Annotated in this window: 24 protein-coding genes; 10 read left to right on the top strand and 14 right to left on the bottom strand. The window is 46.4% G+C overall.

All coding sequences use genetic code 11. The features are described 5' to 3' along the window. Positions 1-41 precede the first annotated feature (41 nt). Positions 42-188, bottom strand: a complete 147-nt coding sequence (locus K5Q92_RS05330) for a hypothetical protein (protein WP_220768016.1) — start codon at positions 186-188, stop codon at positions 42-44. 161 nt (positions 189-349) lie between these two features. On the opposite strand from K5Q92_RS05330, the gene K5Q92_RS05325 reads away from it, so the two are divergent. Beyond that, on the top strand, positions 350-820 hold the full coding sequence (locus tag K5Q92_RS05325; RefSeq protein ID WP_220768015.1) for an NlpC/P60 family protein: 471 nt from the start codon (positions 350-352) through the stop codon (positions 818-820). Positions 821-870: 50 nt separating this feature from the next. Here the strand turns inward: K5Q92_RS05325 and K5Q92_RS05320 are convergent, their stop codons facing one another. Then, on the bottom strand, positions 871-1,803 hold the full coding sequence (locus tag K5Q92_RS05320; RefSeq protein ID WP_220768014.1) for a hypothetical protein: 933 nt from the start codon (positions 1,801-1,803) through the stop codon (positions 871-873). A 24-nt stretch (positions 1,804-1,827) separates the two neighbouring features. Beyond that, positions 1,828-3,105 (bottom strand): BamA/TamA family outer membrane protein, encoded by a 1,278-nt coding sequence (locus K5Q92_RS05315; protein ID WP_220768038.1) that lies wholly within the window; start codon positions 3,103-3,105, stop codon positions 1,828-1,830. 399 nt (positions 3,106-3,504) lie between these two features. On the opposite strand from K5Q92_RS05315, the gene mog reads away from it, so the two are divergent. After that, the gene (gene mog, locus K5Q92_RS05310) at positions 3,505-4,038 is read left to right on the top strand and encodes a molybdopterin adenylyltransferase (protein WP_220768013.1); all 534 of its coding nucleotides are present in this window, start codon (positions 3,505-3,507) and stop codon (positions 4,036-4,038) included. 143 nt (positions 4,039-4,181) lie between these two features. Here mog and K5Q92_RS05305 read toward each other — a convergent pair whose 3' ends face one another. Next, positions 4,182-4,427 (bottom strand): hypothetical protein, encoded by a 246-nt coding sequence (locus tag K5Q92_RS05305; protein ID WP_308443573.1) that lies wholly within the window; start codon positions 4,425-4,427, stop codon positions 4,182-4,184. 127 nt (positions 4,428-4,554) lie between these two features. Between K5Q92_RS05305 and K5Q92_RS05300 the strand changes: the two genes are divergently transcribed. Next, positions 4,555-5,562: a GlxA family transcriptional regulator gene (locus K5Q92_RS05300; protein WP_220768012.1), complete on the top strand. Its 1,008-nt coding sequence runs from the start codon at positions 4,555-4,557 to the stop codon at positions 5,560-5,562. Between the two features lie 63 nt (positions 5,563-5,625). On the opposite strand, the gene K5Q92_RS05295 is transcribed toward K5Q92_RS05300, so the two are convergent. The 5 genes from K5Q92_RS05295 to K5Q92_RS05275 form a co-directional block, all read right to left on the bottom strand. Continuing rightward, positions 5,626-5,856 (bottom strand): hypothetical protein, encoded by a 231-nt coding sequence (locus K5Q92_RS05295; RefSeq protein ID WP_220768011.1) that lies wholly within the window; start codon positions 5,854-5,856, stop codon positions 5,626-5,628. 32 nt (positions 5,857-5,888) lie between these two features. Next, the gene (locus K5Q92_RS05290; protein WP_259649502.1) at positions 5,889-6,146 is read right to left on the bottom strand and encodes a superinfection immunity protein; all 258 of its coding nucleotides are present in this window, start codon (positions 6,144-6,146) and stop codon (positions 5,889-5,891) included. Positions 6,147-6,222: 76 nt separating this feature from the next. Then, positions 6,223-7,359, bottom strand: a complete 1,137-nt coding sequence (locus K5Q92_RS05285; RefSeq protein ID WP_220768010.1) for an ABC transporter permease — start codon at positions 7,357-7,359, stop codon at positions 6,223-6,225. A gap of 25 nt (positions 7,360-7,384) precedes the next feature. Continuing rightward, a complete protein-coding gene (locus K5Q92_RS05280; protein WP_220768009.1) occupies positions 7,385-8,119 on the bottom strand; it encodes an ATP-binding cassette domain-containing protein in 735 nt (244 codons plus the stop codon). Between the two features lie 10 nt (positions 8,120-8,129). Further along, positions 8,130-9,701, bottom strand: a complete 1,572-nt coding sequence (locus K5Q92_RS05275; protein WP_220768008.1) for an alpha/beta hydrolase — start codon at positions 9,699-9,701, stop codon at positions 8,130-8,132. Positions 9,702-9,791: 90 nt separating this feature from the next. On the opposite strand from K5Q92_RS05275, the gene K5Q92_RS05270 reads away from it, so the two are divergent. From K5Q92_RS05270 to K5Q92_RS05250, 5 genes are all read left to right on the top strand, one after another. Continuing rightward, positions 9,792-10,166, top strand: a complete 375-nt coding sequence (locus K5Q92_RS05270) for a GntR family transcriptional regulator (RefSeq protein WP_220768007.1) — start codon at positions 9,792-9,794, stop codon at positions 10,164-10,166. Between the two features lie 46 nt (positions 10,167-10,212). Beyond that, the gene (locus K5Q92_RS05265) at positions 10,213-11,055 is read left to right on the top strand and encodes an ABC transporter ATP-binding protein (RefSeq protein ID WP_220768006.1); all 843 of its coding nucleotides are present in this window, start codon (positions 10,213-10,215) and stop codon (positions 11,053-11,055) included. Next, positions 11,052-12,356: a hypothetical protein gene (locus K5Q92_RS05260; RefSeq protein ID WP_220768005.1), complete on the top strand. Its 1,305-nt coding sequence runs from the start codon at positions 11,052-11,054 to the stop codon at positions 12,354-12,356. The genes K5Q92_RS05265 and K5Q92_RS05260 overlap by 4 nt, the downstream gene beginning before the upstream one ends. 291 nt (positions 12,357-12,647) lie before the next feature. Continuing rightward, complete coding sequence (locus tag K5Q92_RS05255) at positions 12,648-14,444, top strand: long-chain fatty acid--CoA ligase (protein ID WP_220768004.1); 1,797 nt, start codon at positions 12,648-12,650, stop codon at positions 14,442-14,444. A 247-nt stretch (positions 14,445-14,691) separates the two neighbouring features. Next, on the top strand, positions 14,692-15,096 hold the full coding sequence (locus K5Q92_RS05250; protein WP_220768003.1) for a thioesterase family protein: 405 nt from the start codon (positions 14,692-14,694) through the stop codon (positions 15,094-15,096). 37 nt (positions 15,097-15,133) lie between these two features. On the opposite strand, the gene K5Q92_RS05245 is transcribed toward K5Q92_RS05250, so the two are convergent. From K5Q92_RS05245 to mtnC, 3 genes are all read right to left on the bottom strand, one after another. After that, entirely contained in the window at positions 15,134-15,409 is a 276-nt protein-coding gene (locus tag K5Q92_RS05245) for a GNAT family N-acetyltransferase (protein ID WP_220768002.1), read from the bottom strand. Between the two features lie 21 nt (positions 15,410-15,430). Continuing rightward, positions 15,431-15,859 carry a thioesterase family protein gene (locus tag K5Q92_RS05240; protein WP_220768001.1) on the bottom strand — a complete coding sequence of 143 codons (429 nt, stop codon included), beginning with the start codon at positions 15,857-15,859 and terminating at the stop codon, positions 15,431-15,433. A 182-nt stretch (positions 15,860-16,041) separates the two neighbouring features. Beyond that, on the bottom strand, positions 16,042-16,719 hold the full coding sequence (gene mtnC / locus K5Q92_RS05235) for an acireductone synthase (RefSeq protein WP_220768000.1): 678 nt from the start codon (positions 16,717-16,719) through the stop codon (positions 16,042-16,044). 326 nt (positions 16,720-17,045) lie between these two features. Between mtnC and K5Q92_RS05230 the strand changes: the two genes are divergently transcribed. Next, the gene (locus K5Q92_RS05230) at positions 17,046-18,254 is read left to right on the top strand and encodes an alpha/beta hydrolase-fold protein (protein WP_220767999.1); all 1,209 of its coding nucleotides are present in this window, start codon (positions 17,046-17,048) and stop codon (positions 18,252-18,254) included. An 81-nt stretch (positions 18,255-18,335) separates the two neighbouring features. Here K5Q92_RS05230 and K5Q92_RS05225 read toward each other — a convergent pair whose 3' ends face one another. Both K5Q92_RS05225 and K5Q92_RS05220 read right to left on the bottom strand, forming a co-directional pair. Beyond that, entirely contained in the window at positions 18,336-19,385 is a 1,050-nt protein-coding gene (locus tag K5Q92_RS05225) for a murein transglycosylase domain-containing protein (protein WP_220767998.1), read from the bottom strand. 374 nt (positions 19,386-19,759) lie between these two features. Continuing rightward, positions 19,760-21,550: a flavocytochrome c gene (locus K5Q92_RS05220; RefSeq protein WP_220767997.1), complete on the bottom strand. Its 1,791-nt coding sequence runs from the start codon at positions 21,548-21,550 to the stop codon at positions 19,760-19,762. A gap of 431 nt (positions 21,551-21,981) precedes the next feature. Here K5Q92_RS05220 and K5Q92_RS05215 point away from each other — a divergent pair, with 431 nt between their 5' ends. Beyond that, on the top strand, positions 21,982-24,009 hold the full coding sequence (locus tag K5Q92_RS05215; RefSeq protein WP_220767996.1) for an ATP-binding protein: 2,028 nt from the start codon (positions 21,982-21,984) through the stop codon (positions 24,007-24,009). Positions 24,010-24,109: the final 100 nt, after the last annotated feature.

Raw genomic sequence — 24,109 nt, 5'->3', positions numbered from 1 at the left:
GGAGAGCATTAGTCGCGGCTGAATATTTATATCATCAGCCATTAGTTATAACCTCGGATGTAGCTAGGCGTTTCATCCTCTCGCTCTTCTGCCTGAGCATGTTTCTCTTTTAGCTCAGACTCATTATCTGGGACTTTACATAGAGCGAAGTCGCTCTGGTTATAGACACTAAAAAAGTAGTTTTCCATATAAGCATTCCATTGATTAGCTAGTCTGTTTAATTATGTATAGTTTAAAAAATAGCTTTGATCGCATAATGGGAAAATTTATTTACTGTTTGCTGTTATTTAATCTTATTTTTAGCTCTGAACGGTAAGTTTTAAATACATGTTTTAATATTTGGGTGAAAATGAGAGTCCTCATCGTTTTAATTTTTGTCGCGCTATTAAGTGCTTGCTCTAGCGCGCCATCTCAGAGTCTTTCCTCGGGGAAAAGTCCCTCTTTGTCGGATACTTCAGAGACAAAAAAACAGTTATTACAGATGCACCGTGAATGGAAGGGAGTGCCTTATCGCTTAGGCGGTATGAGTAAAAAGGGGATAGATTGCTCAGGGTTTGTGTTGCTGACCTTTCAAAGCCGCTTTGGTCGGCAACTACCTAGAACCACGGCGCAGCAAAGAGAGTTGGGCAAGAGTGTTAGTAAGAGTCAGCTACGCGCCGGCGATCTGGTGTTTTTCAAAACTGGCTGGAGCACCCGTCATGTGGGAATTTATATCTCTGACTCGCAATTCTTGCATGCCTCGACTAGCCAAGGGGTAATGATCTCTAGCTTAAATAATAGCTATTGGAAGCAAAAATACTGGTTATCGAGAAGGCTGTAAGCGTCAAGGTGCGAGCATTAGCTTGCACCCTGAGACTATAATCGTGGCTGTTAGAAACGGCGTCCCACAGAGAGTAGCAGCTGATCCCAGTTTAAGAAGCCGTATTCGAGAAACACGTTCCATTCATTCTTAGGGCCGAAATCATACACCATACTCACAGACATATTGTGGCTCTCAGAGCTAACTAGGTGGACGTCATAGTCGATGGCTATCCCGCCAGGTCTTCCGAGTAGTGGAATGTTGAAGTCATAACTACCACCAATTTTCTGATTGATCATCTGGTAGTTATAACCCAACAAGAAGGCCAGTTTATCACCGCCAACATCATATCTTTGCCCCATACGGATTGAGCCAATATAGGTTTGAATCGTGCTGTCAGTTGTGGTGGTCCATGAGTTAGTAAATGCCGCGACACCAGTAAAAATGAACGGATGCATCCCCGGAATAACTTCTGCTTGACCAGCAAGTACCGCACCCAAACCTAAGTTGTACGCTGTGTACTCGATAGGGATAGGTAGCACCATATTGATGCCATTAGGGCCTAAGCCTTCAGCATTACTAAGGTCTGCCAGAATATCTTTATGGCCTTTGGTATAGCCTGCAAGGCCATAGATATTCAGGAAGGGCAGCACCCAAGCATCGGCTCTTAGCTGAATACTTTCATCTTCACCGGTAATGATCACGTCATCAGCAGGGATCACCACATTGGCATTAATATTATTTAGCCAACCGCTACCGGTTAATCCTAGATTGAAGTTATCTTTTGCATCATAAGCTACAGACTGTTTGTTGTAGTAAATATTAAGACCAACAGGGATAGGTAGCTCATAGCCAAGCTCGCGAGCCTTATCGCCCCAAATAGGCAGGTGACTCCAGTGGGCAGGTTGTTGGCGCTCAATATCTACCGTGTCGCTATTGTCGTTGGCCCACACATTAAAAGTGATAGTACTCAGTAGCATCACAATAACTAGGTGTTTGTTCATTTATCTCGATCTCTGGATTTAAATTTAAAATGCTTCGGTAAAGGTGAGGTAGAAACCGCTGTCGCCGTCACTAAAGCCAAGATCAACGCGTACGTTCATCCTAGGTTGTAACTCATAGCGGTAGCCTAAGCCGTAGCTGTATAGCAGTGTTTGGTAAAGGCTTGTGTCAGTGCCCGCAATAGAGCCGACACCAGCCCACACGGTTGCTCCGTGAGCCGATAGTTCACCGTTATCACGCAAGAAGGTGTGACGATATTCCAAGGTGTGTTCAATCGCTTCATTATCGCGGTAACGACCCTGATAGAGGCCGCGCAGTGATGACTGGCCGCCTAGGGTTGGCAGATCGTAATAAGGGACTTCGCCTTCACTCCACTGATAAGCGTTATAGAACGCAAGTACGCGGCCTAAAGCTAACGTGAGGTAATAGCGATGGTCGACAAGGGCTTTTTGGTAACGGTTATCACTGCCAAAGCTTGGGTTATAGTTGATGTACTCGAAGTTCAGGTATTGCCCTTGCCAAGCGTTAACCGTGACGTCGCGACTGTCGTAATTGATAGAGAACCCCAAGCCCACTGATAGCGGCTTATCTTTAAACTGCTGAAAGTTCTCGTCCTCAATTGCTGTCGGTGGCAGGCTGGTTTGGTCAGGTTTGAAGTAGTTTAGGCGCAATGCCGGACCAAAATAGAAACCATAGTCGCTCTTAAAGTCTAAGTTAGCGTGATAAGTCAGCGAGGTCTTATTCAGTAAGGTGTCGTCAGATGCAGGTTGCTTTTTACCCGCGTCATAACCCACACCCCAGAAGTTTTCACTCTGATCGGCTAATACAAACAAGCCGCTATAGCGGATATCATCATTATCAAAAAATAAATTCTGCCTCGAACGCAGGCTGTAACCCACATCCCCCTCGCCTTTATTGACTATGCCAAACAGAGACACGCTTGAACGTTGCAGTTCAGTTTGTTCGCGCTCTGTTTTAAAGGAATACAGGCCGCCTAGTGCCATCATCAGGCCGTTTTCCGGTGTGAACGCTGGGCCACCTAGAATATCGAACATGGCTAGACCATTTTTGTCGATATGGTTGCGCTTGGCGTACTCAAGATCCGTGATTGCTTTACTTAGCTCATCACAGGCTTGCTCTGTGCTGCAGTCGTCTTCTTGGTTGTCGAGAGTATCGATAGCATCATCGTAAGCTTGGCTACGCTCTTCGGCTTGCTGTTGGCTGCTGAAGAATGGCTGTTCGCTACTCTTTGTCGGCAAAGTTTGCTGGATTTGCTCGGCATAGAGAAGGTGAGAAAAAAGCATAGTTGCTAACGCTAAACTAACGCGCAATAAGCCCTGAGTGCTGTTCAAAGATTGTCCCTCGACATGGTATGAATTCGGCTGAATTCGAGTAGGCGCAAGAGTACGGTAGAATTTGTCGAAAACAAGTGTTGCCAGAGGCTGGGATATCAAAAATTGTGCGAGCTATATCTCGTTTGCGGTAAATGTATTCAATTGTGGTTGTATTTTGAGCGGGTGTGGCCTGTTGAACAGCGAATAACCAATAAATCATTGGGGGCAGTTTTTAATATTTAATGCCAGATTTATTGGGTCTAATTCGTTAACTTTGTGCTACTTTAACGCCACACTATAGAGACGCTAACGTTCACGATAAACTTTCAAATAAGCAGTTTATCCATGAGCAGATTGAAGGAATAGACAATGAGCAAAGCTAGAATCGGTATTGTGACAGTAAGTGATAGAGCCAGTGCGGGTATTTATGAAGATATCTCAGGTAAGGCGATTATCGATGTACTGAATGAATACCTGACGTCTGAGTGGGAGCCTATCTATGAGGTGATCCCTGATGAGCAGGATGTGATTTCTGCAACCTTGATTAAGATGGCCGATGAGCAAAACTGTAGCCTTATCGTGACCACTGGTGGTACAGGCCCAGCTAAGCGTGATGTGACGCCTGAAGCGACTGAAGCGGTATGTGACCGCATGATGCCAGGTTTTGGCGAGCTGATGCGCGCCGAATCGTTGAAGTTTGTACCAACGGCCATTCTGTCGCGCCAAACTGCGGGCCTACGTGGCGACTCTCTCATCGTTAACCTTCCGGGCAAGCCAAAGTCTATTCGTGAGTGTCTTGATGCTGTGTTCCCAGCAATCCCTTACTGTATCGACCTAATGGACGGTCCATTCTTGGAATGTGATGAGTCGGTTATCAAGCCATTCAGACCTAAGGCCAAGTAAGTCTTTTGGATTGATAGAATACGTTTTTACTAATAGATGTATTCTCAATTTAAGCCCAGCATATGCTGGGCTTTTTCATAAAGCTTGCAAAGCTTTAAGTGAGTGCACTTGAGTATAGGAACTGACCCTATTAAGTTGTTTGTTCAACCACCTTTTCGAGCAATCAGATGAGCACTGTAGCCAGTTAATAGCAGTAGGTTAGGGATAGCGATAAAGTGAGCAAACAGCTGCGGCTCTATGTTGAAATTGAGCCACAATAACAAGCCCCAGCATGGGAGCAGATAGCTAAGGCTTAGTAGTTTATAGCGTGCTCTGATGTTGAGCGCCTTACCTATGCTGCGACCAGATTTCTGCTCAATATCCATACTCATGCTTTTGTTCATATTCATGCCCATAGCTGGACTCCTATACCTAAACCTTCAATAACCATCAGTATAAAAACTAGACAAACGGCTTTTAAGTGTCATTATTGACAAAATAAAGGCGATAAGTGACAACAGAAAAGGGCGGTTAATTATGAAGCGAATCGTAGTTCTAGCGGCCGATAACGCAGTGGCTGGTGGCATTCTTAGCTTTATGGATGTATTTAGCTTCAGTAATACTTACTGGAAAGAGACTCATCCCGATGCCGATGAGGCGCTATTTGAGTGTGCGATTATTTCGCCTCATGGAGAGCCGATCAAGAGTGACCATAATGTCCAGCTTCCTGTTATTGCCCATGATAAAGCTGAGCATTATCTTAGCCATGCAGATGCCTTAGTCGTTGCCTCGGCGACCATTACTAATCGAGCACAATTTAATGCCTACCTAGATGATTTTAAACCGCATATAGCAAGCTTGCGCCAATTTGCTAGTACGGGAAAACCGATAGCGGCTTATTGTTCGGGTACCTTAATGCTAGCGGCAACAGGGCTACTCGATCACAAGAAAGCTACCTGTGTGTGGTGGTTAGCCGAATTGTTTAGGCTGAGCTTTCCTCTGGTTAACCTGTGTAGTGAGCATGTGGTGATGAATGACGGTCAGTACTATACGGCAGGGGCTACTAGCGCTAACTTGAGTTTGGCGTTGCAGCTGGTGCAGAAACTTGCGGGGGAGCAGATTGCGATGCAGATGGCCAAGGTGCTGCTTATCGATCCGAATCGTACCTCACAACAAGCCTTTATGACTTTAGATGCTGAACCGCGGCACAAGGATGAACTGGTGGCTCGCATTCAAGACTGGATGCAATTGCACCTAAATAGAAGTCTACAGTTAGATGATATTGCCGATAAATTTGCCCTAGGTAAGCGTACCTTGATCCGTCGCTTTAAGAAGGCAATAAATGAAACGCCAGCTAGTTATATACAGCGGATTAGGGTCGATGAGGCTAAGCGATTACTAGAAACGACGGAACTGGCTATAGAGCAGATAGTTGAGAAGGTCGGCTATGAGGATGTGAGTTCATTTAGAAAGTTGTTCATTCAAACCACGAGCTTGTCGCCGCGGGCTTATCGGCAAAAATTTAATACCCATGACTGCTGTTAATGTTTTCTACGTTAGTTGTCGAAGTCATTAATCTATGGGTAAAAACAGCCTCTTTACTGTGGCTTACAGTGCGTTGATCTTAGATTTTAAATCATAACTGCTATCAGTAACGATTTTTTCAAGCACTTCCACCCGTTGCTCTAAATGTCGATTTTGCTTACGCAGTAGTTCAAGCTCGTTGTTAGTGAGCTCTGAGCTAGTGATCTTTCGCGACTTAAGGTAGTGCTTAAACGCCTCTCCTGCGGTGGCAATTGCAACGATAGCGACAATTAATACGATCATGGGGATATCCATAGTGGTACTCCTTATTCAGTTATCTATGTCTTTTAGCTTTGAGCATTAGCTCGACTTGCATACTTATCAACGGCCTTACCTGTGATAGCCCAAACCATCACGCCACCCCATGCAATCAGTGAAAAACCAGCAGGGATACAGGCGAGTAAAATCAGTTTGAAGTGTTTGCGATTAAACACTAGTGCCAACATGGCAGGTAGAAACCAGATAACTACTACCGCTACGGCAAGTATTGCCATAAAAGCATAGTTATCACTTGCTAAGATTTTATCGAAAAATTCCATTTCCATATTCCTAATCCTTTAAAGGGCTATCAAATGAATGGCGTTATCGAGGGAGTATTTCCCCCGATAGCCCACTCTCTTTTTACAGGCCAAACACAATCTTCTCGCTCTTCAGCGACTTTTGCATGCCAATGGCAAGACCAAGTGCAATTGCCAGTGTTGCTGCCGATGATACGGTTAACTGCATCATGGGGATTTCGCGACCCTTAATAAACTCAATCAAGGCTTGAAGTTGTCCCGATACTGGCAACCACTGAATGGTTTCTGGCGCGATGTTGTAGCTAGCGGCCATGGCGAGCATCATAGGCACCATTAACACGATAGTGATGTATGACTGTGCCTCCTTAAAGCTCTTGGCCATAAAGGAGACAAACAGTTGCAAACAGGCGGCCATAATCGCCACAGGGGCACCGACAATCAGCATCATCAACATAAAATTAGTGTTAACGCTGACGGCAAATCCAAGCTCCTGCCAAGGGACAAAGGCGTAGGCGAATTTGGAGACGATGAGTGTCAGCACGAGTCCCACCATGGCAAAAATGGTGACCGCAGTAATCTTAGCGATAACAATTTCCCAGGTAGAAACCGGATGGCTCAACAGTAGTGCCAGTGAGTTACGCTCGCGCTCACCTGCACTGGTATCGATGGCCAAGTTCATGCCTGAGATAAACACTGCGTAGATCATGGTCATGGTTGCTAAGCCCAAGATCATGCCAGCCTTAGAATCTGGGGTGGCCTTATCTTCGACATTGAGCTTAATCGCTTGCATCACTCGTGGGTCGATACCGCGAGCGATTAGGCGCAGGCTGCCCATCTCGCCACTGTATTCCTGCAGGCTCTTTTCGAGACGACGAATCGAGATCTGTAGCTTCTCATCTGAGGCATCGGCAATCACAGTGACCTCGGCGCTAAGACCCTTTGCCATATTGGCTGCGTAGTCATCGCTGATCACTAACTGAATGTCTTTTGTGTCTTCACCATCGCCTTGGGATATGCCGCGGCTAGAGAGAAACTTCACCAGATCCGGTGCGCCTTTGGCGTTATCTATCTCAATATTGAGATCTTCAGGGCTGGTTAGCTGGCCGATTAGCAGAAAGAACATGCCGCACATCAGCAGTGGTGCGCCGACTGCGTAGTAGAGGCCCGCCATTACCGAGCGTTTATCACGAGCGGCGTCGATCAGCTCTTTGCGGATCATAGAAATTATTTTATTACTCATTTTGAAATCCTTTTAACGCCACGTATTAGGCTGCAATGCCTTCGTCGGTACCAATTAGTTGGATAAAGGCATCTTCGAGAGAGGCTTTACCCGTCTGCTGACAGAGTGCGTCAGGGCTACCTACCGCAACGACTCGGCCCTCGGCCATTACGATCACCTGATCACACAGAGCGGCAACCTCTTGCATCACATGGCTAGAGAACAACACACAGTGGCCCTGACTCTTTAGATCTCGCAAGATGTCTCGTAGGACGCGGGTGCTCATTACATCAAGGCCACGGGTAGGCTCATCGAGAATGATATTGGTGGGCTGGTGGACAATCGCCTGCGCTAGCGCCGTCTTCATTCTTTGTCCCTGTGAGAAGCCTTTACACTGTCTATCGGCGATATCGGCGAGATGCAGTTTGTCGATCACCTTACTGGTTGCCAGCTTCGCTTCTTTGCGGGATAGACCATTTAACTCGGCGAAGTAGCTGATGTACTCCCGCGGCGTTAGGCGCTCGTATAGTCCGAATGGGTCGGGAAACAAGCCTAACTGCTGCTTGGCGGCAACGGGGGATTTGGCGATATCGATACCATCGATCTCGGCTATACCATTATCGGGCTTAAGCAGGCCAAACACAGTGCGTAAGCAGGTGGTCTTGCCTGCGCCATTGGGCCCGAGCAGACCGGTGATCTGGCCATCGAGGGCTGAAAAACTTAAATCGTTCAGCGCCTGCACATCTCCGATGCGTTTCGATAAATTTGATACTTGTATCATGGCTGTGTCCTTACTTGTTCAGGGCTGTCTGTTCGTTTAATTTTACGGGAGTATCGCTTGGAATTGCTTCAACTGTGCTGGCGTTAAGATAGAAGTTACGGCGAATGTCCTCATTGAGGCACTCGGCATCAAGTTCGGCTACCGACCCTTGCTCTACCAGCTGTGCGATTAAATCATTCCCGCAGGACTGATAAGCCACCCCATGAGTCGCATAAGGGGCGATAAAGTGTTTGGCATTGCTAAGCTTTTCCATGGCCAATTCGCCCCAGCTTGGTGGGGTGGCAGGATCAAGCTCGCCTGATAACAAGAGTGTCGGAATATCGCTGCTAATTGGCTCGCTAAAGCTGGCATCGACCGCAGGCATGTTCCACACCGCACAGGACTCGGCAAAAGTTTTTAGCATCTCTTTGCCAAAGTAGCTCTCGCTGGTTTTCGCACGAAGTTCGGGTGTCAGCCGCTGCCAATCTTCACCACACACCACAGAGGCGTGCATCCCCATGGCGATACCTGCGTTGTCGATCCCCATTGCATAGAGGCCCGTGATAGGTTGATAGTTGCCCTTGGCAGCTTGGTGAATCGCATGGGGCATAAGCGAACGCGTACTTGGAGAATACAGCGCCATGCGTAGTGCACCCTTAAACTTGCTGCGGGTCAGAGTCAGTTGGGTCATTTCACCGGTAAGCGGGTCGGGCACTTGGCTAATCTTTGGCCCTTGAGTCAGCTCGGCATCGACCTTTTCTAGATCGGATCTAAGCTGCGGAAATTGACCATGACAAAGGCGGTTATTGGTGCAATCTTCAATGAGTAGATCGAATGCGCGGGCGATGGCATTACCTATGGCTAGCACGCTCTGCTGCATAGGTACCACGCCATCTAAGGTGACGGTTACTAGGCTTTGTGGATAGTGACGCATATACAGCTGCGCCATGCGTGTGCCATAGGATACACCGTAGAGGTGTAGCTTCTGGTAGCCTAAATGCTGTCTTACCGTCTCGAAATCTTTAAGGGCGCTGAGGCTGCCGTATTGGGTGACGTCTGCATCGAGTGTGTCGAGGCATTTTTGAGTCTCCAACCGGGTATCAAAATCACTTTCATTAACCGCCAGCGCACTGTCGAAACCATCACCGATACATTGTAATTGGTTTGATTGACCTGTACCTCGCTGGTCGATAAGAATCACATCTTGGGTTTGGCGAACTTTAGAGAGCATGCGATCGAAGCCTTGAGCATTTTCGATGGCTGATTGCCCTGGGCCACCCGCAATGGCGAGTAGGGCTTCAACTTTGTCGCTAGGTTTAATCGCGGGCATCACCACATAGTGGATCTCAATCTGCTTGCCGTCTGGCTTGGCATAATTTTCAGGAACCAAGATAAAGCCACACTGCATCTGCTCTGATAGACCGTCGACATAACAGGCTTGCTGATTGTTGGGTTTAGCGTGAGTCGGATTGGCAGAAGTGTCCGCTTGAGCAGAAGGAATGAGTAGCCCAGCGCTGAGTATGAACGCCGTGGCTAGCGGTTTTTTACGCCATAGCGCAGGGGCCACTCGAGCGCGTAATTGAGAGTACATTCCATGAAGCATGATACTGATTCCTTATTGCAATTTAGCGTATCTATGTTAACTTTGTACTGTATCGGTGTATCAATGTATTAATACAGTAACCAAAGGCTAATGTTAGAACAACTAAATGTCAACCCCAGTAGTGGTGAACCCATTTATCGACAATTGAGCGAGCAGATCGTGCGCTTGATTGTGGGTGGCCAACTGCAGAGTGAGCAGGTCTTGCCGTCTGTACGTCAAATGGCCGAACACCTTACCGTTAACCCCATGACGGTATCCCGTGCGATTCAGCAACTTGTCGAACAAGGCTGGTTGGAGCGTCGCCGTGGTCAGCCCACTCGTGTGGCTCAAAGAGAGCAAAATGAAGCCAATAACAGCGATAAACTCATCTTTCCTCAAGTCGATGCACTCATTAAGCAAGCGCAGCAGTTGGGGATCGAGCTAGAAGGATTACAAACCTTGCTGGGAGAACGCTGGCAAAAATAGCACCGAGCTATATAAATGATTTAGCAGGACTTAAGGACTATTTTCGATGGAAATGAAGCAAACGCCGACTTTAGCATTTACGCAGGTAAATAAAGACTTCGACGGACAGAGTGCCTTGAAGTCATTGAGTTTAAAGCTCTACCCAGGCATGGTCGTTGGACTGCTTGGGCAAAATGGCGCGGGTAAGTCGACCTTGATGCGTTGTGCATTAGGGATTATGGAACCTTGCTCAGGCGAGGTAAGCGTCCTCGGTGCCTCAGTAGCAGAGCTCAGCTCTGAGCTAAAAATGCAAATTGGCTATGTACCGCAGCAGCCTTTTGGCTACGAAGGCTTTAGTGTGGCAAAAGCACTCGATCTACACCGCAGCTTCTATCCCGATTGGGATATGGCATTAGAGGCTGAGTGGCTCAAACGCTTCGATCTCGATCCTAAACAGCAAGTTCAGCGCCTGTCTGTGGGGCAACGCCAATCCTTGGCTTTGATTATGGCCATGTCTTATCGCCCCAAACTACTTATCTTAGATGAACCTGTTGCGAGTTTAGACCCGATTGCACGACGCAAATTTATGGCCGATTTGTTCGAACTTGCCATCGAATCAGGCTCCTGTGTGTTGTTTTCCTCCCATATCACCTCTGATCTCGAGCGTGTCGCCAGCCATCTAGCATTGATTAAAAGAGGCGAACTGGTGCTGTTTAAAGAGATCGATGAACTGCGTGAACAGGTAAAGTTGTTGAGCCTTGAGGATAAAGCGGAGTTACCTGCAGAGCTTACGGTGTTGAATCGCCGAGGTTGCAAGGTGCTGGTGGATAACTATCAACACAGTTTTGAAGGGCTGGTAACTGCTGACACCCTTAACCTTGAGCAACTATTTATGGAGTTGCACTCATGAACTGGGCGTTGATCCGCTCAGGAAGGTGGGTAAAGGGATGGACGCGCTTATGGCTGTTTGATTTAGGCTGTGCCAGTTTTCTAGGGGTCGCGATGCTCGGGTTGGTCATGGCGTTGGGTTTACCGCTTTTATTGCCCGATAACGCAGAGCGCAAAGTTGATACGCTAGTCCTATTGATGAATATGTTTGTCGCTTCGACTTGTGTGGCGATTGCTTGGCAGCTTAACCGTTTATCGGCAACCGAGTGGGCAACATTAGTCCCTCAATATCGTCAAAATGTGTTACTACAGGCCTTGAGCTTATTGCTGACCACCATTATTACTGCGGTAGTTTTTTTGTTGGCCCACGATGCGTTAGATAAAACAGCAGAGTTGCTGCTGACCTTGCTATTCAGCTTCGGTTTTCTCTATCTGAGTTTGACAACGAGTAATGCTTTTTACCTATCGTTTTTACTCTATATCTCGCTACCTATATATCCCTATTTGGTTGGCTTATTACCCCAAGGTGCTAGCTTGCTATTACTGTTTGCGGTCTTAGTCTTAGCGGTAATCCTGTGGCAAAAACTGACGCGGTTAGGCTGGAATAGTAGGGCGCGCAGCGTTTACTTAAATGGACTCGAGATGGGCTGGTTCTGGTTACCGTCACCACAATCATTTAAGTTATTGAACAGACTCGAACTTAGCCTACACCCGGCTAATTATTTTATCGGCCCGGTATTTAGCATCATGTTGTTTGCCATGCCGTTATTTACCCTGAGCTTAGCCCTCATCGCTCACTATATGGGTTACCAAGTGCCTGTATTGAGTTTACTGGTGCAGTTTAATTGTATCTTGTGTGGCATGTTGCACTGGAGCCGTATTCAGCGTTGGCGCGCGGTTGAGAGCCTATTCGTTCTGCCAGGATTTGATGGTAAGCAGGGGATGATAGAAGCCTTTATGAAGGCGCAGTATCGCCTGTTGGCCATATTAACCATCAGCATGGTGATCACTGCTAGCCTAGTTAGTCTGCTCAATCCAGCCATTAACCTCTCTATCTGGTTACATATCGTATTAACTACGCTGTTCGGTTGTGGGATAACTCTTGGCTTGGGATCCATGTGCCGCACGTCGCTGCAGATCTCTGGGTTGATTTTCCTCATTGGCATATTGTCTGGCTGGGTATCAGCGGGGCTAGCTAGTGTTGAAAGCGGTGAACAAGTCTGGCACATGGTTAGATGGGATCTGCTATTTACATTACTCTCTTTTGTGGCGCTTTGGTTTGCGAAACGGCGTTTGTGGCGAGGAGATCTGCTGCGCCTATAGCAGTAAAATTGCAATTAGTTAGTGTAAACCTCGGCAGATGGTTAAAGTTTAATCTTTATTTTGTCGCAGAAATCGCAGGAAATACGTACACATGTTAACGAAATATTTCTGTTTTAATTAAGATACTTAGCTTAAGATAGTTCTTGTTAAATAAAGGCTGTTCCCTAATCAGAGCAGTCTTTTTTTGTGTCTGAGTTAACAGAAATAGAGCAAAAACTCTTAGTGTTTAGAGTATCTTCGAGTAAACTTGCGTCAAAGCGGAACACTTGTAAGCTAAAAGGTAGCTATTTTATGTCGCTCGAGCAATATCACGTAGTACGATTAATACAGCAACAGAGCCAAGCACTTGGCGATGCGACTGCACTCGAAGGCTTCGAAACTGCAGCGCCTTGGCATCAAGTGAGCTGGACTCAATTTGACACCATCACCTCAAACATTGCACGAGTGTTGATTCAGTTTGGTATTGAGTCACAAGACCGCGCAATCATTTTGTCGCAGAACTGTCCGCAGTGGACCTGTGCCGATTTAGGCCTATTGAAGGCAAAAGCCGTTGTTGTGCCTATCTATCCGACTAGCACAATTGAACAAGCTGCTTACATAGTTAACGATGCTGAAGCAAAGTTGATCTTCGTTGGCGATAAAGAGCAATACACGATGGCGTGTGAGCTCGTCGCCCAGTGTGACAGCCTGACGCGTATCGTAGTATTCGACAAGTCTGTTGAACTGCAAGATCTAGAAAACCACTTTTATCTAGACGACCTGTTAGCGCGTGAAGTCGATAGTGCGGCAGATTCTGAGCTTGAGAAGCGCTTAAACGATAAGGATCTTGATGATCTGCTTACGCTTATCTACACCTCGGGCACCACAGGTGATCCTAAAGGTGTAATGTTGGATTATCGCAACATTGCGTCTATGGTGCGTCAGCACGACAACTTCTTACCTTTCACGCCGGGTGATGTGTCATTGGCATTCTTGCCTTTGAGTCACGTATTTGAGCGTGGTTGGAGCTTCTACGTTTTATCCCGTGGTGGCCATAACGTTTACTTGTCTAACCCAATGGCGGTTAAAGAGGCGATTGTTCAGGTTCGTCCTCATACGTTGTGTGTTGTGCCACGCTTCCTAGAGAAGGTATATAGTGCAGTACAAGACAAGGTGATCAAGGCGCCAGAGATGCGCCAAAAGATGTTTACCTGGGCGATGTCTGTCGGCCACAAGCAGTCTGAAGTGGGTCAAGGTCGTCATAAGGCGTCTTTGGGCCTAAGCTTACAGTGGAAATTAGCCGACAAGCTGGTTTTTAGTAAGTTAAAGCAGGTTCTAGGTGGACGTCTTAAATTTATGCCTTGTGGTGGCGCAGCACTCGATCCCAATGTAAGTGCGTTCTTCCAAAGCATCGACGTGCCAGTACTGTGTGGTTACGGCATGACTGAAACCACGGCGACTGCGACCTGTAACACCTTAGCTAACCGTGTACCAGGCTCTAATGGTCAGGCGATCCCAGAAGTGGAGATCAAGTTAGGTAAAGACAACGAAATTATGGTTCGCGGCGATACCGTGATGCGCGGTTACTTCAATCGTCCAGAAGAAACGGCTGAAACTTTCGAAGATGGTTGGTTGAAGACTGGCGATGCTGGCCGTATCGATGAAAATGGTAACCTGTTTATTACCGACCGTATTAAAGAGCTGATGAAGACCTCAAACGGTAAGTATATCGCGCCGCAACGTGTCGAAGGTAAAGTGGGTTGTTGCCCGTTCATCGAGCAGGTAGCGATTATTGCCGATGCACGTAATTATGTGACGGCTTTGATTGTACCGGCTTTCGAATCATTAGAAGCTTGGGCAAAAGAGAAGGGCGTACACTACGAAACACAGCTGGATTTATTGCGTCACACTCACGTAGTAGAGCACTTTGAGCAACGTCTTAAGACCTTACAAAGCGAGCTCGCAGGCTTTGAGAAGATTAAGAAGTTTACCTTGTTACCGGATGCGTTCTCGATGGAGGCGGGTCTAATCACCCCGACGATGAAGTTGCGTCGTAAGGTGATTTACAACAAGTACGCTCGTGAAATCGATAAAATGTACAGCCGCTAAGCGAGCTTCAAATCGATATTATAAAGGCACGCATTAGCGTGCCTTTTTTGTTTTTCTGCCTTAAACCACCTTCTTCATATGGTGGATTCTATATTTATTGGTATTCCCATCATCACTGGCGGTCAGAAAAGTTATGCCGGCAGCGTTAGTATCAATTGTATTGCAGCTCTTCTAAGCCTGCTATTTATCGGTACAATGGTGCCGATAAACTCCCATAACGAAAGCAATAACAATAAGGAAGTCTAGCGTGCAAGAGACTGCATTTAGCTTAACCCTACAGCCACGATTTTGTGAAACCGACGCCCTAGGTCATATCAATAATACGGTGATCCCAGTATGGTTCGAGGCGGCCCGTGAGCCGATTTTTAAGATTTTTAACCCCACGCAAGATCTCTCTAAGTGGAACCTGATTGTGGCGGGTTTCACTATCGCCTTTAATGCGCCAACCTATTTTGCCAGCGATATCACGGTCAAGACTTGGGTTAGTCGTATTGGTAATAGTAGCTTTGAGTTAACCCAAAGCTGCTGGCAGAACGGCAAGAAGACCGCCGAAGCGCAGACGACTATGGTGCATTATGATTACGCTACCGAAAAGAGTCAGCCATTGAGCGAGAGTATTCGAGCGCAATTGGCACTGCTTACTGGTGAGTAGCTACTGGTGAATAACCAATATGCCATCGTATGAGCTGTTAGGTGTTGCTTAAAAACTTCTGCACATACCAGCAGCTCGCTTCAATTTCAAAGCCCTCAGTTTTGGCCCATTTGAGGCCATGACGGACTAACTGTTCTGCTAACCCTTTTCCCCGAAGCTTAGGTGGCACATAGGTGTTATTAAAGTTACAGCGCCGATTCGATGAGGTCGCGATAGCCTGTTCGTCATAAAGCTCATAGGACAGAACAGCTTGGGTGTCATCCAGATTAATTACAAAACGGCATTCATCGCTTAGATGAATCACTTCATTCATAAACCTCCGCTCCATTGTTACTTAGGCCTGCTCATAAGTTTTTAGTGCGTCGATTAACGCTGGTGTTAGCTTAGCTTTTTGCCCTGTTTTAAAGTTAAACATCACCACTTGCGACGAGCCTAAAGTGGTCACCGCCTGCTGAGCTTGGCTATAGACGCTGTAATGCATCATAAACCGGTCATCTTTAATGTCACTAATGCTGACGCCTACCGTTAGGGTGTCGGGAAAGGTAACGGGGCGCTTATAGCGCGCTTGGTTTTCGCTTATAACCGGGCCAACAGCCGTGGTTTGCAGCTCGTCGAGTAAGTTAATTTGATTGAAAAAATCGATACGGGCGGTTTCAAAGTAACGGAAATAAACCACATTGTTGACGTGTTGTAGGGCATCCATTTCGCCCCAAGCCACGACTATTTGGGTGTTGATGGGGTATTGCTCGAGAAACTTGTCCATAATGATCTCTACTTGATTGATGTGGTTATTTAAACGAGTGTTTAACTTTTGCTCAGCATAACAGCATGCCGTAGCAGCAACAAGTGAGAGTATTATGGTGAGGAGGTTGCTATGCCTATTGCAGCGGCGATGGATACAAAAAAGGCATTCAAATGAATGCCTTTTTTACCCTCAGCAGCAGCTTAAATACTTAATTCTGCGAAGCTGCTGATGGTCTTAAAGTCGCCTGTACGCTGGTTGTTATCACGAACCATCTGTACCACGTTTAAGCCTGCCTCACTGGCCGCCTTCAACTCTTCTAGCACGTCAGAAACGAACAGGATTTGCTTAGGGCTTAAGCTGATGGTGTTAACGATATTGCAGTAAGCTTGCTTGAAAAGCTTGTTGCCAGTGCGAGTATCAAAGTGGCCATTAAACTTATCATTTAAATCGCCTGCATCACTGTGGCTAAACAATAGCTTTTGCGCTTCTACTGAACCTGATGAGAAGCTATAAACTCGTAAGCCTTGCTGCTTGTAACCATCTAATGCTTCGATAAAGTCAGGGAAGATATGCCCCTTAAACTCACCGTTAGCGTAACCCTGCTTCCAGATCAAACCTTGAATGGTTTTCAGTGGCGTGGCTTTACGATCTTCTTTAATCCACTGCAGTAAAATTTCAGTGACACGAGCAAGATCGGCATCAGGCTCGAGTGCGATATCTTGCACATCGCAAATACAGTTCTCTACGAGTACATTATGTTGATTTTCTTCTAGAAAAGCGGGTAAGGCCTTAGCTGAATAAGGAAAGAGAATATCCTCAATAAAGTTAAGGTCGGTAGTCGTACCGGCTGTATCAACGACGATGGCTCTGATACCCATAATGTTTAGTTACTCCGCAATGTGTATAACATGTAGTCGAGATCGGTTTATTGCTCAGATCCTAAGCTGAATTGGCTGCTTTGGCTAGTCTAATCGCGCTAGTGTTCGTACTAAATTTTCAGTTTTATCGTTTTTTGGATGCTTTGGCCTCGATAATAACTCGTTGATTAACTGCAGTACCTAGTTAAAGGCAGCGTTGAGCGCCTATAAAGTTGTTCTATTTATACTCAGCTGTTAAGTTCATCACTCACTTAACTAATCGATGCCTATATCTAGGGACATGGATTGGCTCAAGGGTTAAAAGGATAACGTTCAGGGAGAGACAGATGATTAGAATACTCGCGATGGCTTGCTTGCTCTTAAGCGTGAACTTAGGCTTGGCTAGCGGTTATGTCAACGCAAAAGAGACCGATAAGCTCGATGCCAAAACAGATGCCAAGGCAAATGTTATGGGCTTAACGTTAGAGTCATTAACCGTCACCTCAGATTCGATAGCGCCTGCTGAGTTTAAGGTGACACTGCCAGCCAGCTACGGCAAAAAACCAAATAAACAATATGTGGTTCTTGTTGGGTTACACCCAAGAAGCCAAGCCTTGCTGGCAGGTATGCATGACTGGATGAGCCATAACGGTGAATGGCCCTGGTTAGAAACCATTATTGTCACTGCGCCAGATGGGCACCAAGGCTTAGGTGAACTAAAAACCTTGGCCATTGAGCAGCGGGGCAATCAAAAGCTGCTAGATTATTTTGAACAAGATCTGCTGCCTGCTATCGATAAAAAGTATCGCACTAATGGCTTTCGCATCTTAAACGGCTTCGTGGGAGATGCTGGCCTTGGGCTCTATACCCTGATTAATCGCCCCAGCCTGTTCAACGCTTACTTTGTGGCAAGCCCTGTACTCAGCAAAGACTTTGCTTATGTCATAAAAGACGCCCCCAAAAAGCTTGCTGCTATGCAGGGCAAACAGCGATTCTTGTTTATGAGTACCAGTGACAGCGGCTATGAGCAACGCCAACTCGAATCCTTTTCACAGATGGAGGCCATAATCAAAGCCAACGCCAACGAGACGTTAGACTATCGAATTAAGCGTTTTGACGGTAGCTACTATATGACCCAACCCCTGCTTGCCGCGGCTTATGGTATTGAAGCGCTGTTTGATGATTACCATCAGGTGTTAGCGGCAGACTCGGAGATTTCAAAGCAAGGACCCGAGGCGATTTTGGCCCATTATCAGTTTTTATCTGAGCAAAAATATGGTTTTAAAGTGCCTGCGACCAGCTCATTGCTAAAGCTAGGCGATTCTTATCTTGAAACTGAGCCAAGTAAGGCTGTCGAGGTTTATAAGGTGGCGATTAGCGACGATCCCAAAGCTTATATAGCCTATGACGCAGTTGCTAACGCTTATGCCAAGCTGGGGGAAATAGAGTTAGCAATAAAATATCAGGCTTTGGCGCTAGATATTACCGATCACCCTTTTTATCAAAATAAGTACACTAACAAGTTGGCCAAGTATAAAGAGCAGAGCAAGCTTTAACGGCTTACTTGCTGACGCTATAGAAATTACTAACAAAAACGATAGCCTTGTGGCTATCGTTTTACATTAAGTTAAGCCGGGTTACAGATACTTCTTCTGTCGACTACTGACTTTTTTCAAGTAGTTACGGGTTTCTTCCCGGTTATGGCGATTAGTTAGAAACCAATAAAACTCGCTCACCGTCATCTTATTAATTCGCGCTAAGGCCTTGGTGCGATTGCCTCGTGGGTCTAGGCTTTTCCAGAGATTCCCCGCGCCGCCGTTATAGCTTGAGATCACTGCATACTCACGTTTCTTAGGGTGGGTGATCCCCTTAAGGTAGCGGCTTGAAAGGATCTTTAAGTAACCGGTACCTACCTCAATATTTTTAGCCGGATCATAAAGATATGCCGATGAAGGTGTGTGTTTATAGCCCTGAATGATACTGAAATAATCGCGGCCAGCGGTATTTGCCTTAATTTGCATTAACCCAAGCGCATTAGAGCGCGAGCGCGCCAATGGGTTAAATGAGCTTTCTGTCTCGATAATCGCCATGATCAAATCAGTGCTAATACCATGTTTACGACTCGCATTGCGGGCGTAATTAATATACTTATTACCAGCAATGGTGGTGTGCTCTTTCACCATGTGGATCGCCACTTGAAAGCGCGAGTTGCTGCGTTTGCTCTTACTGACTAAGTAATCGGCATAGCGTGATGCGCGCCATTCAAATTCAATCGCTTTACCGTCTCTATCGAGTACTTGTCCCCAGAAGAACGGCTTTTTCTTTTTGCTGATTAAGCCAAAGTCCTCAGCGGTTTGCGCGTCGATAACCGTAGGGTCGATCTGGGTTAACAGCACTTGCACCACAGCCTCTTTAAGCTGCGCTTTAGTGCGGGTTTCTACTAAGATCAAACCTCGTTTAAAGTCGACATAAGTGGAGGCTTGTTCAGTGTCTTTATACACCAAAACCGATGGCACGATTGGTCTTGAGTAAGAGTCTTGCCCCTGATATTCCAGTAGCAATGCCGCGACATCGGCATCGTAGTCACTCAGGTCTAATTCACTACTGTTAGCTTTGGCGCCGCTCGCAAGTGTTATTGCGATTACGCTGCAGAAAATGATAACGAGTTGGCAGAGGTATTTAGACATTTATCAGTGGGTTAGGTTTGGTATGTTTTGATTATACAATGGTAATTGCTTGCGTGTTAGCTGATGGCTAAATTTTCATTTTAATGATCAAACTTTGTTTGATCATAATTTATGGGCTTCGCCCACCTGTAAGCAATCAAGCTCCGCTTGATTGCTTAGCCCTCGAGTGTGGACGAAGCGCCACGACTTTTCTCGGTCGATAGACCGTAGCTGTATGAGCTGGAAGCTCACAACTTTAGTTATTAGACGAAGTCTAACTAAACACAAAAGTTGCAGATACAAAAAAGCCTTTATCCGAAGATAAAGGCTTTTGCTTTTTTTTAGTCTGAGGCTGAAACTTAACTCAAATCCCAACCCCAACTAACAATCTAAGATTAATGCTTCTTAGCGTATTCAGCTGCGTTCTCACCAGCCATTCTACCGAAGGTGACGATATCAGAGATAGCGTTACCACCTAGACGGTTAGCACCGTGAACACCACCAGTCACTTCACCCGCGCCGTATAGACCTGGGATAACCTGCTGCTTCGCGTTCATGATTTCAGCTTTAGAGTCAATCTTCACGCCGCCCATAGTGTGGTGAACACCTGGAGTCACTTCGATTGCGTAGTAATTACCTTCGTTAAGGGCACGAGGTAGGTTTGGACGACCAAAGTCAGTGTCCTTACCGCTCTTAAGTTGGCTGTTGTAGCGCGCAACAGCTTCAGTTAAGTTCTTACCATCAATACCAGTCTTCTCACCTAGTTTAACTAGCGAGTCAGCACTTGGAACAACACCTAGACCGATGTACTTATCAATCTTGCTTAGAGACTTACGTACAGAGTCATCAAAGATTAGGAACGCAGACTTACCTGTTTGCTTCAGAATCGCTGCAGAAGCCTTATCACGTGTCGTGATTTCGTTGACGAAGCGCTTACCTTCACGGTTAACCAAGATTGCACCGTTACCACGTACCGCTTCAGTTACCATCACACCACCTTTAACAGATAGCGTTGGGTGAGCCTGGATGTACTGTAGATCTGTCATCGCTGCACCAGCATTACCTGCTACGTCGATACCATCACCCGTTGCACCTGGTTGGTTAGTAGAAATAAAGCCTTTTAGCTTAGGATCAAGCTTAGAAACACGTTCATTGTTCTTAGCAAAACCACCTGTTGCTAGGATAACTGCGTCAGCTTTAATCCAGTAGTAACCCTTGTACATGCCTTTAACGAGTAGGCCTTTAACGTTGCCTTTGTCGTCTTTAAGGATTTCGATACCACGAGTGTTCATGCGCATATCGATATCGCGCTTAACTGCGTTATCGTAAAGAACTTGAATTACATGAGCACCTACACCCGCACCACCTGTTGGACGGTGTGAACGGTTAGCAGAAGCACCACCCATACGACCTACGTCGTTAAGGTCTGCGCCCATTGCAGTTAACCAATCTACCGAACCTTTAGAGTGAGAAGTCAATACTTCTACTAGCTCTGGCTCGTTTAAGTCACGACCACCTTTCATGGTGTCTTTGTACATAGACTCAACGCTGTCTTTGATACCTTTGGCTTTTTGCTGATCGGTCCAAGCTGCGTTCATACCACCTGCTGCTAACTTAGCGTTACCACCAATAACAGGCTCTTTCTCAATTAGAATCACTTTAGCGCCGTGATCAAAAGCAGATACCGCAGCAGAGAAACCTGCACCACCAGAACCAACAACCACTACGTCAACAGTGTCGCGTGGCTCTGCAGCTAGTGCCGCTTGGCGGTCTGACTTGTCTTTTAGTAACTCATCGATGCTTGGCTCATGACGTTCCCACTTCTTAGTGTAAGGCATGTCAAAGTCGAAGCTGTGGCAAGAGTCACAGTAAACCATAGATTTTTCGTGAGCGCTGTGACAAGAAGTACAAGCCACATCGCCAGGGAAATGAGATTCATGGGCATTGTAGTGCTCATGCTTAGTTTCTTCTGCAACTTCAGCAAGTGTGCCGTGGCAAGATACGCACTGAGCGTTCTCGTAAGTTAGGCTGTCGTTAGATAGCTCACCGTCTGGCATATGGCAGCTATCACACTCTTGGTTTTCACCATGGAATTCTGCCAAGTTATCAGCAGCAATTGCGTTAGACATAAAGCCTGCTGAGCCAAGAAGTGTTGCGATACACACTGCTTTTTTAAAGTTTTTCATCTCATTTCCTCACTTTTTTATGGCTGCCTCGGCAGCGGCAAAAAGCTATCACGGTTAGATTTGACGGTCATTAACGCCGTCTTAAATACTCAATTCGAGGTAATTTTCTGCCTGAAAACGTACTTGTTCAACAACATCACTGGAATGAGCCAAGAAACTGAACACTCGATCACAGCTTGCAAACTGCGTCATGCAAAGATGCATAACCTCATTGGCCGTTATGCAAAAATGCATAGCCCTGAGTTAACAAGATCACATATCTTAATAACAGCCCACAGCGGGCCACATAGCGGTGCTTAATAGTGACACTAAGCACTGCTAGAGCAATGGCTTAACCACTTTTCCCGCACTGCTCATGAGCTCACTAATTCCTTGGTAAATCGAGAAATCCCGCACAGTTATCTTGTATAAGCTCATGCTAAGATTCCGTTATGAAAATATTTGTTAACTTAGTTTGCGCGATCTGTACTCTTTTTGGGGCTGCCCTAGCGGGGTTATCTGCGCCCTCTTATGCAGCCGAGGACTATGAAAGTCATAGTATAATCTTCGGCGTTCACTCTAAAACAGCTCCCCTTGAATGGCGTAACAACGGTGTCGACCAAGGCTTTAATCTTGAGTTGATGGACCGCATCGGCCAGCTTATGGGCAAGCGCATCGTTATCCGCCGTAAAAGCTTTCAGCAACTTTTAAAAGACGTGCATGACCGCGACTCACTTATTGATGTCATCGCCGTGGTCAGCCCGATTACTATCGATAGAGAGTTGAGCCAATCGGATCCCATCTACGCAACCCATGCCAAGGCCTATACCTTACAAGGTAAGTCCTTTATCAACGGCTGGAACGATCTGGCTGGCAAACGCGTGGCCATCAAGAAAGGCGCCTTTGTTGATGTCTATATTTCAGGTAAAGAGCAAGATTTCACCCGTGTAGATGTCGACTTGTATGAGACTGGCTTTCAACTGCTTATAAAAGGTGAAGTTGATGTGGTGATCGCCGAAAACTTCGTTGCCAGACGACTCATGCCCTTATATCCATCGATTCGTAGCTCCAGCGACCCGCTGATTTACGGGGCATTTAACTTTGTCAGCAACTATAAGAATGCTGAAATGATGGCGCAGATCAACGATGCCCTAAGACAACTGAAGCTCTCGGGTGAATATGACCGTCTGGTCAATAAGTGGTTTGGTACTGGCCGCGAAAAAGTCGACCTGAACTCGGCGCAGAAGAAGATGCTATCGCTAGCCATTTTTGTCAGCCTGCTCTCTGCTGTGGGCATGCTGCTAACCGGCTTTATCAGCCTCAGTCTACGTAAGCGCTCTAAAGCGCTAAAAATTGAGTTAGCCCAGCGTAAGAAAGCAGAATTGGCGATATCTAGCCTATCTCAACAGTTCCAGTCAGTACTCGATGGTATTCCCCACGGTGTCACCCTATTTAATCAGGAGGGTGAGTGCCTTTGGAGCAACGACAATAATAATGACTTACTCATTGATCCCGACTTTCACTATATTGATGGCGAAACCTTTAACTTAAGTAATGCGCTCAATGATGCGCTAGTCAAGCAAAAGTCACAAACCGCCGATATGCAGATCAATAACCAATATTGGCAGCTCCAGCTACACCCAATTAGTAAGCAGCAGGTGGTCATTTTGCTTGAGGAAGCCACCGAGCAGCATAGGTTACGTCAAGCCAACGACGAAGCCAGCCGCCTTGCGTCACTAGGTGAACTGTCGGCTGGCATTGCTCACGAGATCAATAATCCCACTGGGATCATCATTCACTCGATAGCCTTTATTAGCGATGCTCTTAGGGATCTGTCGGAAGCAGGCAATCAGTACCAGAAGCAGAACCCATTTTGGACAGTGGCAGGGCTACCACCAAACCAAGCCATGGAAGAGTTGGATTTAAGTAGCCACTCCATTGAAGAGGGGGCTCAGCGTATTGGTCGCATCGTCAACGACCTTAAACGCTATGCCCTGCCAACATTAGCCAATGAGTATCAAGCGATTAGTCTCAATGAAGTGGTTGAAGTGTCGCTGCGCCTCACAGCCAACCAAACTAAGATATTTAATGTCACAACTGATCTACTAACCCCAAGCCCTGTTGTGATGGGCGATGCCCAGCAATTGCATCAGGTACTGATTAATCTCATCCAAAACGCCTGTCATGCCATCAGACAAGATGCCGACTGCTATGAGTGCAATGAACACATCAATATCAAGACCTGCGTGGAAGATAAACATATCTGCCTTATCGTGAGCGATAAAGGTTCAGGAATGGATAGCACCACACTGCAGCGCATTACCGAGCCATTCTTTACCACCCGCCGCTCAAGCGGTGGCAGTGGTTTAGGGCTTTCCGTGTGTAGCCGCATCATTAAAGAGCACAAGGCTGATATGCAGATCACCTCACGCCTAGGCAAAGGCACTGTGATAAAAATTCGCTTTCCGTTGGAGTACTAATTCCGTGGCTAAAAAGCGAATTAACATTGACTCACCATTGTGCCTTGAGATGAACAGCCTGAGAGGCTCTGAACAGAACAGATATTTTATAGGACTGGTA

The organism is Shewanella sp. MBTL60-007 (assembly GCF_019654915.1).
Taxonomy (GTDB): Bacteria; Pseudomonadota; Gammaproteobacteria; order Enterobacterales; family Shewanellaceae; genus Shewanella.
This window is presented reverse-complemented; position numbering and strand designations above follow the sequence as displayed.